Consider the following 16,349-nt stretch of genomic DNA (forward strand, 5'->3'; position numbering starts at 1 on the left):
CCTTGCCTGCCCCTTCACACTCGCGTCATTCTCGTCTAGACAGACCTCGACTTTCGAGCCGGGCGCGCCCGCTCGCCGCCTGCAAGACAGGCATTCGGGACGCGTGCTGGTCCAAAAGGCCGGGAACGCGGCCTTTTTTTATGCGCGCCCTCTTCTGGCGCGAAGACGGGCGAAGGCTTGCTCAGCCTAAAGGCGGCCCCTTCAGGGGGCGTCCCGAGGGAGGAGGGAGCCGCAAGGACGAATCCCTCCCCGTCCGCATGTTTCGAGACGCCTGCGTCGCAGGCTCCTCAGCATGAGGGCGGGACTCGAGCGCGCGATCCCGCGCGAAACAAAGAAGCGACATGCCGAAAAGAACCGACATATCGACCATTCTGATCATCGGCGCCGGGCCCATCGTCATCGGCCAGGCCTGCGAATTCGACTATTCCGGCACGCAGGCTTGCAAGGCGTTGAAGGCCGAGGGCTACCGGATCGTGCTGGTCAATTCCAATCCGGCGACGATCATGACCGACCCGGATCTGGCCGATCGCACGTATGTCGAGCCGATCACGCCGGAGTTTGTCGCGAAGATCATCGAGAAGGAGCGCTACGCCGTTCCGGGCGGCTTCGCTCTGCTCCCCACAATGGGCGGCCAGACGGCCCTCAATTGCGCCCTCTCCCTCGAGAAGATGGGCGTGCTGGAAAAATTCGACGTCGAGATGGTCGGCGCCACGGCGCACGCCATCGACAAGGCGGAGGACCGCGAGCTCTTCCGCGAGGCCATGACCAAGATCGGCCTCGACACGCCGCGCTCGCACCACATCAAGACGCTCACCGCGGCGCTCGACGCGCTGGACGACATCGGCCTGCCCGCCATTATCCGCCCGTCCTTCACGCTGGGCGGCACAGGCGGCGGCATCGCTTATAACAAGGCGGAGTTCATCGAGATCGTCGAGCGCGGCATCGACGCCTCGCCAACCAATGAAGTGCTGATCGAGGAAAGCGTCCTCGGTTGGAAAGAATACGAGATGGAAGTTGTCCGCGACAAGGCGGACAATTGCATCATCGTCTGCTCGATCGAGAATATCGATCCGATGGGCGTGCATACCGGCGACTCCATCACAGTCGCCCCAGCGCTGACGCTCACCGACAAAGAATATCAGATCATGCGCGACGCCTCCCTCGCCGTTCTGCGCGAGATCGGTGTCGAGACCGGCGGATCGAACGTGCAATTCGCCGTCGATCCGCGCACCGGCCGTATGATCGTCATCGAGATGAATCCGCGCGTGTCGCGCTCCTCGGCGCTGGCCTCGAAAGCGACGGGCTTCCCCATCGCCAAGGTCGCCGCGCGGCTCGCCGTCGGCTACACGCTCGACGAAATCGCCAATGACATCACAGGGGGCGCGACGCCCGCCTCCTTCGAGCCGACGATCGATTATGTCGTCACCAAAATTCCGCGTTTCGCCTTCGAGAAATTCCCCGGCTCCGAGCCGATCCTCACGACCGCGATGAAGTCGGTCGGCGAAGCCATGGCGATCGGCCGCAACTTCGCCGAGTCGCTGCAAAAGGCGCTGCGCTCGCTGGAGACCGGCCTTTCGGGCCTCGACGAAATTGAGATCGACGCTCTCGGCAAGGGCGACGATATGAACGTCCTGCGCGGCGCGCTCGGCACGCCGACGCCGGATCGCCTGCTCGTCGTCGGCCAGGCGCTGCGTCTGGGCATGAGCCAGCTCGAAGTGCATGAGGCGAGCAAGATCGACCCCTGGTTCATCGCGCGCGTTGCAGAAATCGTGGCGCTCGAAGAGAAGGTAAAGAAATTCGGCCTGCCGAAGGACGCCGAGAATCTGCGCAAGCTGAAATTCGCCGGCTTCTCCGACACGCGCCTAGCGACGCTCACGAGGCTCGAAGAATCGGCCGTGCGCGCGGCGCGCCACGCGCTCGGCGTGCGGCCGGTCTATAAGCGCATCGATACTTGCGCGGCGGAATTCGCCTCGCCCACGGCCTATATGTATTCGACCTATGAGACGCCTTTCGCCGGCGTCCCGGCGAATGAGGCCAATCCCTCCGATCGCAAGAAGATCGTCATTCTCGGCGGCGGGCCGAACCGTATCGGCCAGGGCATCGAGTTCGACTATTGCTGCTGTCACGCCTGTTTCGCGCTGGCCGACGCCGGCTTCGAGACGATCATGATCAACTGCAATCCCGAGACGGTCTCGACCGACTACGACACCTCGGATCGCCTCTATTTCGAGCCGCTGACCAATGAGGACGTGTCGGAGATTCTCGACGTCGAGAAGTCGAACGGGACGCTGATCGGCCTCATCGTCCAATATGGCGGCCAGACGCCGCTGAAGCTTGCGCATGGCCTCGAAAAGACCGGTGCGCCCATCCTTGGCACGCCCGTTGACTCGATCGACCTCGCTGAGGACCGCGACCGCTTCAAGCGTCTGCTGGATAAGCTCGGCCTCAAACAGCCCAAGAACGGCATCGCTTATTCGGTCGAGCAGTCGCGCATCGTCGCGGGCGAACTCGGCCTGCCGCTCGTCGTGCGCCCGTCCTATGTGCTCGGCGGCCGCGCGATGGCGATCATCCGCGACAACAGCGATCTCGACGATTATCTGCTCGGCACGCTACCGAGCCTCGTGCCCTCCGAGATCAAGGCGCGTTACCCCAATGACAAGACCGGGCAGATCAATATGGTGCTCGGCAAGAATCCGCTGCTCTTCGACCGCTATCTGACCGACGCCATTGAAGTCGACGTCGATTGCATCGCCGACGGCGCGCAAGCGGCCATCGCCGGCGTCATGGAGCATATCGAGGAAGCCGGCATTCACTCGGGCGACTCGGCCTGCTCGCTGCCGCCGCGCTCGCTCACGCCGGAGACCATCGCTGCTCTTGAGGAGCAGACCAAGAGCCTCGCCATGGCGCTCGGCGTCGTGGGGCTCATGAATGTGCAATATGCGCTCAAGGACGGCGAGATCTATGTCCTCGAAGTGAACCCGCGCGCCTCGCGCACCGTGCCCTTCGTCGCCAAGGTCGTCGGCGCGCCCTTCGCCAAGATCGCCGCGCGCGTGATGGCGGGCGAAAAGCTTTCGGCCTTCACCCTGCCCTCCGCCCCGCCGAACCATATCGGCGTGAAGGAAGCGGTCTTCCCCTTCGCGCGCTTCCCCGGCGTCGACACGGTGCTCGGCCCGGAGATGCGCTCGACCGGCGAAGTCATCGGCCTCGACGTCTCCTTCGACGCGGCCTTTGTGAAGAGCCAGCTCGGCGGCGGCACCAAGGCGCCGCGCGGCGGCGTGCTGTTTGTCTCGGTGCGCGACGCCGACAAGCCACGCATCCTCCCGGCGATCCGCCTGCTGACGGACATCGGCTTCAGCGTGGTCGCGACCGGCGGCACCGCCCGCTACCTGCAGGAACAGGGCATCGCCGCGCAGAAGATCAACAAGGTCTCGGAAGGCCGGCCGCATATCGTCGACGCGATCAAGAACGGCGCGATCCAGCTCGTCTTCAACACGACGGAAGGCGCGCAGGCGCTCGCCGACTCGCGTTCCTTGCGCAGAGCGGCGCTTCTGCATAAGGTTCCCTATTATACGACTCTCGCCGGCGCGGTCGCGGCGGCGCAGGGCGTGAAGGCTTATGTGTCGGGAGACCTAGAGGCGCGGGCGCTGCAGGATTATTTCCGGCCCGTAACCGGCTGAAAACAAGGAAGATAAAAGGCGTGCGTCGCAAGCCGCCTTCGCGGGCGCTGGCGCGGCGGAAAGCCTGCCGAACCGCTCGGAAGGCATGGCGCGGCGACGCTTTCATGGCAAGACTATCGGACATATGATTCGGGGTTTCCCGCGCCGGCGCATTTGGCCCGCGGGGGCGAGAAGGACATTCCCCGACAATTGATCGGAAAGGCGAAGAGCGAGACCAATGGAGAAGGTGCCCATGACAGCCGCTGGCTATGCGGCGCTCGGAGAGGAATTGCGCCGTCGTCAGCAAGAAGAGCGCCCGCGCATCATCCAGCAGATTTCCGAGGCGCGCGCCCATGGCGACTTGTCGGAGAACGCGGAATATCACGCCGCGAAAGAGTCGCAGTCGCTGAACGAAGGCCGCATCGCGGAGCTCGAGGACAAGCTCTCCCGCGCCGAGGTCATCGACGTCTCCAAGCTCACGGGCTCGACGATTAAATTCGGCGCGACCGTCACGGTGGTCGACGAGGACACCGAAGAGGAGAAAGCCTATCAGATCGTCGGTGAGACCGAAGCCGACGTGAAGAGCGGCCGCGTCTCCATCTCGAGCCCGATCGCCCGCGCGCTGATCGGCAAGACGGTCGGCGACACCGTGGAAGTGAAGACCCCCGGCGGCGGCAAGAGCTACGAGATTCTGAAGGTCGCTTTCGGTTCGTAAAGCCTTCCTCGGGCCTCGTTCCTCGCGGCGTTTGGGACATAGTGGCGGGACCAGGAGAATTTGTGGCCGGCTTCGGCTCTCGCCCATCCCCTCTCGCCGCACCCGGAAAACTAGAAGCAGCGTCGACACAGCCGACGCTCCGCATCCTCGCGGACGGCCGCGCCGGACATGAGGCGCAGACGCTCGGCGTCGCCGAGGCGCTCGGCCTGACGCCCGACATCCGCCGCGTCGCTCCCCGCCGGCTCTATGAGCTCATTGCTCCTTTTGGCCCGCCGGACCCTTTGGATGCGGAAGCCTACGCGCCGCCCTACCCCGACATCGCCATCGCCGCCGGCCGGCGAACCATCCCTGCTCTGCGGCGCCTCAAGCGCTGCTCGGGCGGGCGAACCTTCACCGTCTATCTCAACGCGCCAGCCTCGGGCTTGAAGACGGCGGACCTCATCGTCGCCCCGCGTCACGACGGGCTCGCCGGTCCGAATGTCGTCGCGCCGATCACGCCCCCGAACCGGGTCACCCCGGAACGGCTCGCCGCAGCCCGCGCGGCGCCCGACCCGCGCATCGCCGCCTTGCCCCGCCCGCGCGTCGCCATGCTCGTCGGCAGCGCCGAGGGGCTTCTTTACGATCTCGATTTCATCGCAAGCACGCTTCTCGACGCCGGTTATGGCGTGATGGCGACCGCCTCCCGTCGGACGCCGCCAGAAATCGCCGCCGCGCTACGCCAAGCTCTCTCTGCGCCCGGCGGCTGGTTTTGGGACGGCGAGGGCGCTAATCCGTATTTTTCCATGCTGGCGAACGCCGACCGGATCGTCGTGACGGGCGACAGCGTGAATATGGTTGGAGAGTCGGCCGCGACCGGCGTTCCGGTCCACGTCCTCGAACCCTTTGTGATCCGGCGGAAAATCAAGGCCTATCTGACGGCGCTCGAAGGCGCGGGCGCGATCCGCATCTGGCGAGGGCCCTTCGAGAACTGGCCATATGCGCCCATCAATTCGACGCCGAGGATCGCGCGGCGGATCGCGGCGGACTATGCGGCGTTCAGGGCCTCATCCGCGTGAAGGAGCGCAGTTGCGGCGCGGCGCATAATCGCTAGATTGCCGCCCTCCCCTCTTTCCGCGACCGGGAAGAGAGAATTTGCTTCGCAACCCGAGAGTCCCCCATGTCCGCCCCCAACCATGCGCGCGTCATCATCATCGGCTCAGGGCCGGCCGGCTATACGGCGGCCATCTACACCGCGCGCGCCATGTTGGAGCCCCTGCTCATCGCCGGCTTCGAGCAGGGCGGCCAGCTCATGATCACGACGGAGGTCGAGAACTACCCCGGCTTCGCCGAGCCCATTCAGGGCCCCTGGCTGATGGAGCAGATGCGGCTGCAGGCCGAGCATGTCGGCACGAAGCTCATCTCCGACCATATCGTGGAAGCCCGCCTCGACAAGCGGCCCTTCACCCTCATCGGCGACAGCGGCGCGACCTACACTTGCGACGCGCTGATCATCGCGACGGGCGCCAAGGCGAAATGGCTTGGCATTCCGAGCGAAGAGAAATTCAAGGGCTTCGGCGTCTCTGCCTGCGCGACCTGCGACGGCTTCTTCTTCCGTGGCAAGAAGGTGATCGTCGTCGGCGGCGGCAATACGGCCGTCGAAGAGGCGCTCTACCTCTCCAACCTCGCTTCGCATGTCACCCTCGTGCATCGGCGCGATACACTGCGTTCCGAGCGGGTGCTGCAGGAACGGCTCCACAGGCAGGCGAATGTCACTGTGCTCTTCGATCATGTGATCGACGAGGTGGTCGGCACGGAGGGGCCGCTTTCCGTCACCGGCGCGCGCGTGAAACACGCCAAAACCGGTGAGACGCAGCTTCTCGAAGCCGACGGCCTTTTCGTCGCCATCGGCCATGCGCCGGCCTCTGAGCTCTTCAAGGGCCAGCTCGAATTGAAGCCCTCTGGCTATATCGCGGTCGAGCCGGGCTCGACCCGCACCAATATCCCGGGAGTCTTCGCGGCTGGCGACGTGGCCGATGAAGTCTATCGGCAGGCGGTGACCGCGGCGGGGCTCGGCTGCATGGCGGCGCTGGAGACGGAAAAGTTCCTGCTCGACGCCCCCGTCCTCGCCACAGAAGCCGTTTAGAGATCAAGCGAGAGACATGACCGAACGCGTCGTCTTCCAGAAGAAAGCCATGCCGGTCGAGGTCGAGGCCGGCAAGACCTACTACTGGTGCGCCTGCGGGCGCAGCGCCAAGCAGCCTTTCTGCGACGGCGCCCATCAGGGCACGGGGATCGAGCCCGTCTCCTACAAGGCCGAAGCGACCGGCAAGGCTTTCTTCTGTGGCTGCAAGGCCACGAAGAAGGAGCCGCTTTGCGACGGAACGCATAAAGAGTTGTGAGCATAAATCCCGCGCCGTGGCGCGAAGCGGCTTGCCGTCACCCATTCGTCCGCTACCTCCGGCCGCAACCGGCGGGAGTGAGACATGCGAACTGGGCGCGACTTCAAATATTTCGCACAGGCGGCGCTGATTGGTCTGATGCTCGTCGGCGCGGACGTCGCCTTCTACGAAGCGCTACGTCACATGATGCGCTGACCAGGGTCGACGCCATTTCAGTTTGAACAGCTCGCATCAGGGCTGTCATTCCCGTCATTGCGAGCAAAGCGAAGCAATCCACGGCCCCATCGCGGCGCTGGATTGCTTCGTCGCACGCTCCTCGCTATGACGGCGGGCGCTTCGGGCTGAAAGCCCGAGCGGGAATCCAGAGCCAAAGTAGCCTGAGTCTATTCTGGATTCCCGATCACTCAGTCTATTTCTGGGCGGCGATGTCGATCTTCTTCTCTTCGGACTTTGGCTGCGCGCTTTTCGGCAGCGTGACCCTCAGCACGCCCTTTTCGAAGTTCGCACAAATCTTATCCGGGTCGACATTGTCGGGCAGGCGGAAGCTACGCTTGAAGGCGCCGTAACGGCGTTCGGAGAAGAACCGGCCCTCGCCTTTCTCCTCGCGCTCCACCTTCTTTTCGCCGCTCATGACGAGGGCGCCGTTGACGAGCTTCACTTCGACGTCCTTCTCGTCGAGGCCGGGGAGCTCGGCGGTCATTTCATATTCATTGTCGTGCTCGACGAAGTCGACGGGGGGCGCGCCCCAGCCCATGAAGCGGTCGAAAGGCTCGACCTCGCCTGTCCGCCGCGCCAAGGGCGCCTCGTCGAAGAAGCGGTCGAGCTGGCGGCGCAGCGCCTCGATCGGGCGCCAGTCCCAAAAATCGGGAGAAACGAGAGAAGATCCGTCGTCTTTTTTCACGGGCGCGTTCTGCTCTTGAGCCATCACTGCCTCCGTAAGGTAAATGACCAATTCCAACGTTTTTGAGCGACGTTCGCACGTCTCGACGACAAAAAAATCGTGGGGTCGCCGACATCTTCAAGCGAAGCCGTAAGAACAAATTGTCGCGGGTCAAGGATGCGGGCCTGAAGGCCCGCGCGCCTTCGGGCGCGTAATTTAAAAGCGTCACTCTTCGAGTGACAAGAGACCCGCATCGCCGCCAAAGGAGGCCGTGTTGATGGTCACCGTCGTCTCCCGCAGGAAGCGGCGCAGATATTCCGGCCCGCCCGCCTTCGGCCCCGTGCCGGAAAGGCCAAAGCCGCCGAAAGGCTGGCTGCCGACGACGGCGCCGATCATATTGCGGTTCACATAGACGTTTCCCGCTGGCGCCCGCGTGGCCACGTGACGGATGCGCTCCTCGATGCGCGTCTCCAATCCGAAGGTCAGGCCATAGCCGCTCGCCTCGATCGCGCGCAGCAGCGCGTCGAAATCGCGCGCGCGCCAAGTAACGATATGCAGAACCGGGCCGAAGACCTCCTCGCGCAAATCCGCCACGCGATCGAGCCGCACAATATGCGGCGCGACATAGTATCCGGGCGTCGGCGCCTCGCCCGCATAAAGCAGGCGCCCGGCCTCCCTTTGAACCGCGAGATAGCGATCGAGCTTCTCCTTAGCCTCGGCGTCGATCACAGGGCCGACATGGACGCCGAGCCGGCGCGGATCGCCGACATGCAATTCCTTTGTTGCGCCGATGAGCGTCTCGATCGCCGTGGAGGCGATCTCCTCCTGAAGGCACAGCAATCTGAGCGCCGAGCAGCGCTGCCCTGCCGAACGAAAAGCGGAAGCGAGAACATCGTCGACCACCTGCTCGATCAGCGCCGTCGAGTCGACGATCATCGCATTGACGCCGCCCGTTTCGGCGATCAGCGGCGCAATGGCGCCCGCGCGCGCGGCGAGCGATTGGTTGATATGGCGCGCGACCTCCACTGAGCCTGTGAAGACGACGCCCGCCGTGCGCGGGTCGGCGACAAGCGCTGCGCCAACGTCTCCGGCGCCCGGCGCAAATTGCAGCGCGTCGCGCGGCACCCCCGCCTCGTAAAGAAGCGAGACGGCCAAAGCCGCGATAAGCTGCGTTTGCTCAGCGGGCTTGGCGACGACAGCGTTGCCTGTGACGAGCGCCGCCACAACCTGCCCCAGGAAGATCGCCAAAGGAAAGTTCCACGGCGAAATGCAGACGAAAACGCCGCGCCCGGAGTAACGTAGACGATTATCTTCGCCCGTCGGACCCGGAAGCCTGATCTCGCCGCTGATGCGCAGCGCCTCGGAAGCATAGTAGCGGCACATATCCGCCGCTTCGCGAATTTCGGCGAGCGCATCGTCGAGAGTCTTGCCGGCTTCACTTTGCAAAAGCGCGATTAAGGCGCCGCGCCGGGCCTCGATTAAATCCGCCGTGCGCTCCAGCTTTTGCGCGCGCTTCTCCACAGGCGTCGCATTCCATAGGGAAAACGCTTTCGTGGCGACGGCCATCATTGCGCGCGCGCCGTCGGCGTCCGTCTCGATCACTTGTCCGACTACAGCGCCGTCGATTGGAGACAGGACATCCCGAGGCGGATTTCTCCCTGCGACGCTCGGCCGCGCTTCCAGTGAAAGGCGCGCGGCGTCGCGCTCCTCGAACATAGCGGCGAGCGCCGCCCTGTCGCCGAATTCGACGCCCTTCGAATTGGCGCGCAAGGGCTCATATATTTGCGTCGGCAAGGGCAAGCGCGGATGGCGCGCCTGCGCGGCGTCGCCAATCCTCTCATGCGGATCTTCGATGAGCGCCGTTTCCGGCGTCTGCGGATCGGCCGCACGCGCGACGAAAGACGAATTGGCGCCGTTCTCGATCATTCGCCGCACGAGATAGGCCAGTAGATCGCGATGCGGACCGACAGGCGCATAAATGCGCACCGGCGCGTCGCTCATCTGCGCCAGCGCCGCATAGAGCGCGTCGCCCATGCCATGCAGGCGCTGAAATTCATAATCCTTGCGCGCGCCGGCGCGCACGAGGATCGCGGCGACGCTGCGGGCGTTGTGCGTGGCGAATTGCGGATAGAGGCGCGGCTGGGAGAGCAGCCCCGCTGCGAGCGCGTCGTAATTGAGGTCGGTCATCGCCTTGCGGGTGAAGACCGGATAATCGGCGAGGCCCCGCTCCTGCGCGCGTTTGATCTCGCTGTCCCAATAGGCGCCCTTCACCAAACGCAGCATGAAGCGTCGATCGTAGCTTTCCGCCAGCGCAGCAATGTAATCGATCACCGCGCCGGCGCGCTTTTGATAGGCCTGTACGGCAAGGCCGAACCCCTCCCAGCCGGCAAGAGAAGGATCAGCGACGATGCGCGCGATCACATCCAGCGATAGCTCGAGACGGTCGGCTTCTTCGGCGTCGATGGTGAAAGCAAGGTCGCGCGCTTTGGCGAGATTCGCGAGCGCCAGCACGCGTTGCGGCAATTCCTTCAGCACGCGCTCGCGCGAGATCGCCTCGTAACGCGGATGCAGCGCCGAGAGCTTGACCGATATGCCGGGGCGGTCAGGCAGCGCCCGATCGCCCGCGCGCGCGCCGATCGCATTGATGGCCGCCGCATAAGCCTCGAAATAGCGTTCCGCGTCTTTGGCGCTGCGCGCGCCTTCGCCCAGCATGTCGAAGGAAAATCTTTCGCGCCGCCCCTTCGCGCGCGACAGCGCATCGTCGATCGTCTCGCCGAAAACGAAATGCGCGCCCATGAGGCGCATCGCCTGCCGCGCGGCGACGCGTAGCGTGGGAAGGCCAAGGCGCCGCGCAAGATCGGCGACGAGGCTGCGCGGCTCGGCGCTCCCGTCTCTTCCAGGGCCCACGAGCCGCGCCGAGAAACCCAGCGCAAAGGCGCATGCCTGCACGAGCAACGTATCGGAAGCGGATTCGTGATGGGAGAAATCGCCGGCGGCGAGCTTATCGGCGAGGAGGCGATCTGCCGTGGCGTCGTCGGGCACGCGCAAGAGCGATTCGGCAAGCGCCATGACGGCGAGGCCCTCGCGCGAGGACAGCGAGAATTCATGGAGGAAATCCTCGACGCCGCCGAGCGCGCTATGCTCGGCGCGCATGCCGCGAACGAGAGCGAGCGCCTTGGTTCCGATCGCCGCGCGCAAAGCCGCATCCGGGCAATCTGCGAGAAAGGCGGCGGCGAAGGCTTCGTCCGGCGGCGCATAGGGCGCGGAGAAAGGCGGCGGCTCGACCATGGGCGGCTCCCTCATGCCTCTATCAGGGCATATGGGAGTCTCCCGCCGTCATTGCGAGAAGCGGAGCGTTGAAGCAACCCCGAGATAGCGGGACGGGCCTGGATTGCTTCGCTTCGCTCGCAATGACGGCCGGCTGCCTGGGTCATTCCCGGCAGCCCGAAGGCCCTGACCAGGAATCCAGAGCGACGGCGGCAATCGGGCCTAAATCTTATCCCCCTCGGCACCGGGCGTGACGCAGCGCCAGCGGGTGACTTGCACATTGGGATGCTCGCCCGACCACTGGGCGATGTACGGCATAGCCTGCATCATGCAATTACTGGTCGAACCAGTGGTGGATTCGAGCATCAGCCGACGCTCGTCGCACGCGTTCGGCTGCGCGAGCGTGCAGACAGTGAGGATGAGTTCGACGAAATTCATCGGCAACACCCCTTGCGTGAGCGCCGCCGAATTTGGCGGCGCACAATCTCAAAGCAAGGGTAATGCCGGTCAGGCGGGGGTCAAGATTTCGCCCTTGCCATAGACGGCCGTATCGCCGCCATAGCGCTGCAGCTTGGCCGACAGAACCGCCGCCGCCGCCTCGCTGTCCGCCTTCAGCCCGCGGGCGAAAAGCCGCGCGAAAGTAAGGACATGCGCGCCGCAGTCGATATAGGTCGGGCCAATCTCGGGGCGCTTGGCCAAAACCAGCGAGCCGCGCTTGTTGAGATAGCCGACGCGGCCCGAGGTCTTGCCCAGCGCCACGATCGTGCCGGCGATGAGGCGCGAGCCCAAATCCTCGCCGGCGTCCCCTTCGATGATCAGAATGCCCCGGCGAAGGCGGTCGCCCGCCCGCGCGCCGGCCTTGCCGCGCACCACCACGCGCCCGCCGGACATGCCGGCCAGCTCGCCGGCGAGCGGCGCCGCGAGCAGCTCGCCGACATCGCCCTTGATCTCGATATGGGCGCCCTCATTGCCCGAGGCCGCATAGGCGCCGGCGCTGCCCGAAACCGTGATCTTGCCGCCCTTGGCCAGCCGGCCGAGCTGAAGACCGACGTCGCCCTCGACGTGAATGCCGAACTCCGGCAGGAGCTTCGCGCCGATCAGATCGAAACGCGCCGAGCCGCCCTCGTAGCGGATGTTCTTGAGATCGCCCTCGGCGAGCTTGAACACGTCGCCAACCTTGGTCGAGGCGCGGGTGGTGCCGATCTCGATCTTCTCGATGTCGGCGAGCGATTTGCCGGCAAGGCGGTCGGGCGTGAGCGCCGAAAGGTCGACGCGCTGCGGCGGCTCCTGACGGAGCGTGAAGGTGAAGGGCTTCACGGCAGCAAATCCTTCAAATGATAGTGGAACGGACCGAGCTTGCCGCCATAGTTGCCGGCGCCGACGCGCTTGGCCCCATTCTCCGGGCCCATCTCGATGATGGCTTTCAACCCGGCGCGCATGGCGGCGGAAACCGCCGCGTCGGTCAGGCCGTCGATGACGATCTCGAGCACGCAACCGACGTCGGGATCGAGCGCGCTCTTGGTCACGCCGCGCAGCGTCGGGCAATAGGCGTCATTGGTGGAGGCGCCCATGCCCTTATATTGCGAGCCGACCTTGGAGCCCGACCGCACAATGCCGCCCGGGAAGGGCTGGATCACGTCCGGCACGGCGTCGATCGCGGCCACGGCGGCTTCCGTCGCGCGCATGGTCGATTCCCAGTCCGCGCCCATGACGAGCAGATTGCCGCCGCCGACGGACTTCTTCGTCAGCCCGACCTTGGACTCGCAGAAGAACTCGCCGTCCATCACCGGGATACGCCAGAAGCGGCGCCCGTCGATGGCCTTAGACATCTGCCATTTGTCGCCGAACTGGCGCACGGCGTCGCCGACCTTGATCTCGAACTCGCCCTTGACCGTCGAATAGACCGCCGAACCCGGACAGGTCAGCACGCATTGGCCGAGGCGGTTGACGAGCTGCTTCTCGGCGTCCTTCGACGACATGGCGAACAGCAGCGCGCGCACGCCGGGGCGCCCATCGGGCGTCTCTTCGGGCGAAACCTCGCAGTCGACGCCGGCCTCGCAGCCGCAGCCGATGACCGAGGTCGCGAAGCCCGTCATGGTCTTGGCGGCGGTCATGGCCCATTTGGCGTTCGGGCCGGTGATGAGAATGCCCGTCCCGCTCATCGGGAAGGCTTCGGCGAAACTCTCGTCGATGCGAACGCCGTTGCGAACTATTCCTTGCATGCGACCTCCGCAAAGGCGTCCTTGTGCGGCAAAGCGGCGGCCGGCACGTCGAAAATGCCGCGCGGCTGGCCGTAAAGCTCCTCGTAGTAGCTGTCGAGCCGCTTGTTGATGTTGTTGTCGAAGCGCGGGCTGATGTGCAGCGTCTTGCCGCGCTTGTAATGCGACACCTCGCCGTCCTTCACCACGAGGTCGCCGTCCTTGAAGACGTAAGCCGCGCGGCGGAACATGCCGGCCTTGTCGCGGCTCTCCTTATAGACCGCGACGTCGGCGACGGCGCCCGCCGCAAGCGTGCCGCGATCGGTAAAGCCGAACAGCTTTGCGGCGCCCGAGCGGCTCATCTGCGCGAGCTCATAATAAGTGTATTCGCGCTTGAGCGAAGGCAGAGTCGTGAACTGCAACGCCTCGGCGGGCAGCCGCGACATCACCTGCTCGCGCAGCTCGGCGCTCATCAGCAGCGCGAAAAGCTCCGGATACGCCGTGAAGGGGCCGCCGTTCGGATGGTCGGTGGTGAAGAAGACCTGCTCAGGGTTCTTGATGAGCAGGAACAGCTCGAGACCCGCCGCCCATTGAATGGCGTTGTAGTAGTTCGAGATCTTGTAGTTGTAGGGCACGATGCCGCCGCCATTGGCGTCGCCGTCGAAGATCGCGCCCTTCTTCGGGATCGCGCCCGACATGCTGTTGAACTGCTTCAGCACGTCGGAGGAGATCGTCACCGTCTGCGAGAACATCACCTGGCCGACGTCGACCGTGACGTTCGGATTGGCGTTGATCTTCTCGGCGAAAGTCGCGGCGGCGGAAGAGAAGGCGTTATTGCCCTCCTTGCCATAGGCGTAGAATTGAATATGGGCGAGATGCAGCGGCAGGCCCTGCGCCGCGTCGATCGTGTCGAGCGCCGTCTGGATATTGCCGGCGATGCCCAGATTGTTCATGTGCAGATGCAGCGGGTGGTGGATGCCCACCGCCTGCGTCGCCTTCTGCAACGACTGGAAGATCTTGCGCGAGGTGAGGCCGTAGAACGGCACCTCGTCGTCGAGCCCATAGGCCCGCATATTCTCCTTGAAGGCCTCGCAGCCGCCCGGATTGATGCATTTCAGGCCCAGCGACTTCGTGCCGGCGACCGTCGTCGCGACATAGTCGTTGATCGCGCTCTCGGGCTCGCCCGCGCGAATCTGGCGCAGCAGGAAGTCGTCGTTGCCGAGAACCGTCAGCGCGCCCTTGTCGAGGATCGGGACGTCGTTGAGCTCGAAATGCGTCTGCAGCGAGTGATGCGGCGCCATCGCCGGCTCGACGACCGTCGTGAAGCCCATCTGCGCATAGAGCCGGCCGGTCTCATAGGTCGACCATTTGGCGGTCGAGAGCGGCGTGTTGGCGAGACGCGCGCGAATGCCGCGATGCAGCTCGGGCAGCAGCAGGCGCGCAGTGTTCACATTGCCGCCGGCAATGTGCGAGTGAATGTCGATCGCGCCGGCCATGACGATATGGCCCGTGCAATCGATCTCCTGATCGGCCTTTCCCCCGGCCGGCGGCGCGACGATGCGGCCGTCTTGGAACCAGACGTCGCCGACGCCGTCCTTGCCCGTTGCCGGGTCGACGACATGGCCGCCACGCAAAACTGTCAGCAAGGCGCGACCTCCGAAACATTCGCCATGATGGCGTCGATGACGTGAGCGACCGTCGGCGCGTCGGACGACGCCGTGGCCGTGCGCAGCGTCAGGCCGCCGGTCTCCTGGGCCATGAGCACGGCGTCATGGGTGACGCCGGGCTGGCCGACTTCGATGTAAAGCCCGCGCGCCGGCGCCGCGCCAGCGGGGGCCAAAGTGACGAGCGGGATATCGGAGCGCGACCAGGACGGCGCCTCGCCGTCGAAAGCCGAGATCCACAGCGCGGCGTCGGCCTCGCCGCTGTCGACGAGACGGGACGCTTCGAAACGCCAGGGATCGTGCTCTGGATAGCCACGGCCGAAGCCCGTGCGGGGCGGGAAGCCGGTCATCCAGCCCGCCGCCTGCGTCACGCCGGAAGCGCCGGCGCGGGCGCCGATATGCACGCCCGTGAAGCGGGTCGTGACATTGAGGTCGGTGACGAGCGCCTGCATCATCTCGATCGTCAGCGCGTCGAGGCCAGCGGAGGCGGCCCAGACGAAGCAGCCGAACTTGGCGTTCTTCAACGTCTCGGCAAGACCATCCACCAATTCGAGCTTGGCGGCGTCGATCTTCTCGGCGTTGACCGGGCGGCCGCCGACGCGGGCGCGCCAGACGCCGAGGGCGCCGGGAATTTCCTGCAGAGTCGCCGGAATGACCGTTGCGCCGGCGATGGCGTTCGCCTCGCTTGCGTCCGGCCCCAGCCAGATGACCTTACGCGGCGTCCCGGCGTGCGAGCCATGGCACGGGGCCTGATCGAACGCGAGACGTTCCAGCATGCCGGGCCATTGTTTCGTCAGGCCGGGGCCGACGAGCACCACGACATCGGCGCGCACGCGCGCCTCATTGGCCGTGGTGGTGAACATGCCGAAAGAGCGCTTCACGTCGATGTCGGCCAGCAAGTCGCCCGAGGCCAGATGGTCAAACGCGCCGCGCAGCCGCTCGGCCAGGAGTATCGCCGCCCGCGCGCCGGGAACGTCCGCCCCGAGACCTGCGACGAGGGGAAAATTCGCGCGGCTCAATATGCGCGCAGCCTCTTTATAGGCGTCTTCGAGCGCAATCGCCTTGCCGTCGAGCGTCGCCTTGCTCATCCGATTCCCTGCCCCGTTCCGCTGGTCGCGGTTGTTGTCCTTGTCGCGCGGCCGGCGCCGCGCGGGCCCGAACGATTCACTCGTCGCCAATGGCGTGAGGAATGCTCTAAGGCTTATGAATGATGGCCCCCGGCCGGATTGCACGCGCCCGTTCCGAAAGCGCGCTATGCCTAGCAGCCGTCACGCGCCATGTCGAGACGCTTGGGCGTCACATCTCGGGAGAACCCAGCGACACGAGGCTTCCCGGCGCGCCGCGCCCTGCCGCAAGCAGAGCCATAAGGTCAATTGCACGACCCTATCGATCATGATAATGCTCTCGCCGAGCTCGAACCTGCCCCTCGCCCGGTCACCGGGCCCACAAGAGCAGGGAGCCGTCTGAGTTCCAATTCGGAGGATATCGACATGGCCTGGACCACCCCTGTGATCGTCGAAGTTTGCGTCGGCATGGAAGTCACCAGCTACTCTTCGGCTGAAATCTAAGATTTCGCGAGAATTGTCGCTTC

General features: G+C 65.0%; 13 protein-coding genes. 6 read left to right on the forward strand and 7 right to left on the reverse strand.

Annotation, left to right across the window (positions count from 1 at the left end; translation table 11 throughout):
* Positions 1 to 341: 341 nt before the first annotated feature.
* The 5 genes from carB to OGR47_RS12410 all read left to right on the forward strand — a co-directional run bounded on the left by carB (position 342) and on the right by OGR47_RS12410 (position 6,749).
* The gene (carB, locus tag OGR47_RS12390; RefSeq protein WP_165051794.1) at positions 342 to 3,677 is read left to right on the forward strand and encodes a carbamoyl-phosphate synthase large subunit; all 3,336 of its coding nucleotides are present in this window, start codon (positions 342 to 344) and stop codon (positions 3,675 to 3,677) included.
* A 217-nt stretch (positions 3,678 to 3,894) separates the two neighbouring features.
* The gene (gene greA, locus OGR47_RS12395) at positions 3,895 to 4,371 is read left to right on the forward strand and encodes a transcription elongation factor GreA (RefSeq protein ID WP_165051796.1); all 477 of its coding nucleotides are present in this window, start codon (positions 3,895 to 3,897) and stop codon (positions 4,369 to 4,371) included.
* A 62-nt stretch (positions 4,372 to 4,433) separates the two neighbouring features.
* Positions 4,434 to 5,426 (forward strand): mitochondrial fission ELM1 family protein, encoded by a 993-nt coding sequence (locus OGR47_RS12400; RefSeq protein ID WP_165051799.1) that lies wholly within the window; start codon positions 4,434 to 4,436, stop codon positions 5,424 to 5,426.
* A 101-nt stretch (positions 5,427 to 5,527) separates the two neighbouring features.
* Complete coding sequence (trxB, locus tag OGR47_RS12405; protein WP_165051801.1) at positions 5,528 to 6,493, forward strand: thioredoxin-disulfide reductase; 966 nt, start codon at positions 5,528 to 5,530, stop codon at positions 6,491 to 6,493.
* Between the two features lie 16 nt (positions 6,494 to 6,509).
* Entirely contained in the window at positions 6,510 to 6,749 is a 240-nt protein-coding gene (locus tag OGR47_RS12410; protein ID WP_165051803.1) for a CDGSH iron-sulfur domain-containing protein, read from the forward strand.
* Positions 6,750 to 7,158: 409 nt separating this feature from the next.
* Here OGR47_RS12410 and OGR47_RS12415 read toward each other — a convergent pair whose 3' ends face one another.
* The 7 genes from OGR47_RS12415 to OGR47_RS12445 form a co-directional block, all read right to left on the reverse strand.
* Positions 7,159 to 7,674, reverse strand: a complete 516-nt coding sequence (locus OGR47_RS12415; RefSeq protein WP_165051805.1) for an Hsp20/alpha crystallin family protein — start codon at positions 7,672 to 7,674, stop codon at positions 7,159 to 7,161.
* A gap of 180 nt (positions 7,675 to 7,854) precedes the next feature.
* Positions 7,855 to 10,917, reverse strand: coding sequence for a bifunctional proline dehydrogenase/L-glutamate gamma-semialdehyde dehydrogenase PutA (gene putA / locus OGR47_RS12420; RefSeq protein ID WP_165051807.1), 3,063 nt, complete (start codon positions 10,915 to 10,917; stop codon positions 7,855 to 7,857).
* 201 nt (positions 10,918 to 11,118) lie between these two features.
* Positions 11,119 to 11,334 carry a hypothetical protein gene (locus tag OGR47_RS12425; protein ID WP_165051810.1) on the reverse strand — a complete coding sequence of 72 codons (216 nt, stop codon included), beginning with the start codon at positions 11,332 to 11,334 and terminating at the stop codon, positions 11,119 to 11,121.
* A 69-nt stretch (positions 11,335 to 11,403) separates the two neighbouring features.
* Positions 11,404 to 12,213, reverse strand: a complete 810-nt coding sequence (locus OGR47_RS12430) for a formylmethanofuran dehydrogenase subunit C (RefSeq protein WP_165051812.1) — start codon at positions 12,211 to 12,213, stop codon at positions 11,404 to 11,406.
* Complete coding sequence (gene fhcD / locus OGR47_RS12435) at positions 12,210 to 13,118, reverse strand: formylmethanofuran--tetrahydromethanopterin N-formyltransferase (RefSeq protein ID WP_165051814.1); 909 nt, start codon at positions 13,116 to 13,118, stop codon at positions 12,210 to 12,212. Before fhcD ends, OGR47_RS12430 begins: the two co-directional genes overlap by 4 nt.
* Positions 13,106 to 14,740 (reverse strand): formylmethanofuran dehydrogenase subunit A, encoded by a 1,635-nt coding sequence (locus tag OGR47_RS12440; protein ID WP_165051816.1) that lies wholly within the window; start codon positions 14,738 to 14,740, stop codon positions 13,106 to 13,108. Before OGR47_RS12440 ends, fhcD begins: the two co-directional genes overlap by 13 nt.
* A complete protein-coding gene (locus OGR47_RS12445) occupies positions 14,734 to 15,846 on the reverse strand; it encodes a formylmethanofuran dehydrogenase (protein ID WP_165051819.1) in 1,113 nt (370 codons plus the stop codon). The genes OGR47_RS12440 and OGR47_RS12445 overlap by 7 nt, the downstream gene beginning before the upstream one ends.
* A 402-nt stretch (positions 15,847 to 16,248) precedes the next feature.
* Here OGR47_RS12445 and pqqA point away from each other — a divergent pair, with 402 nt between their 5' ends.
* Complete coding sequence (gene pqqA / locus OGR47_RS21900; protein WP_165052019.1) at positions 16,249 to 16,326, forward strand: pyrroloquinoline quinone precursor peptide PqqA; 78 nt, start codon at positions 16,249 to 16,251, stop codon at positions 16,324 to 16,326.
* Positions 16,327 to 16,349 lie beyond the last annotated feature (23 nt).

This window comes from Methylocystis sp. MJC1 (genome assembly GCF_026427715.1).
Taxonomy (GTDB): domain Bacteria; phylum Pseudomonadota; class Alphaproteobacteria; order Rhizobiales; family Beijerinckiaceae; genus Methylocystis.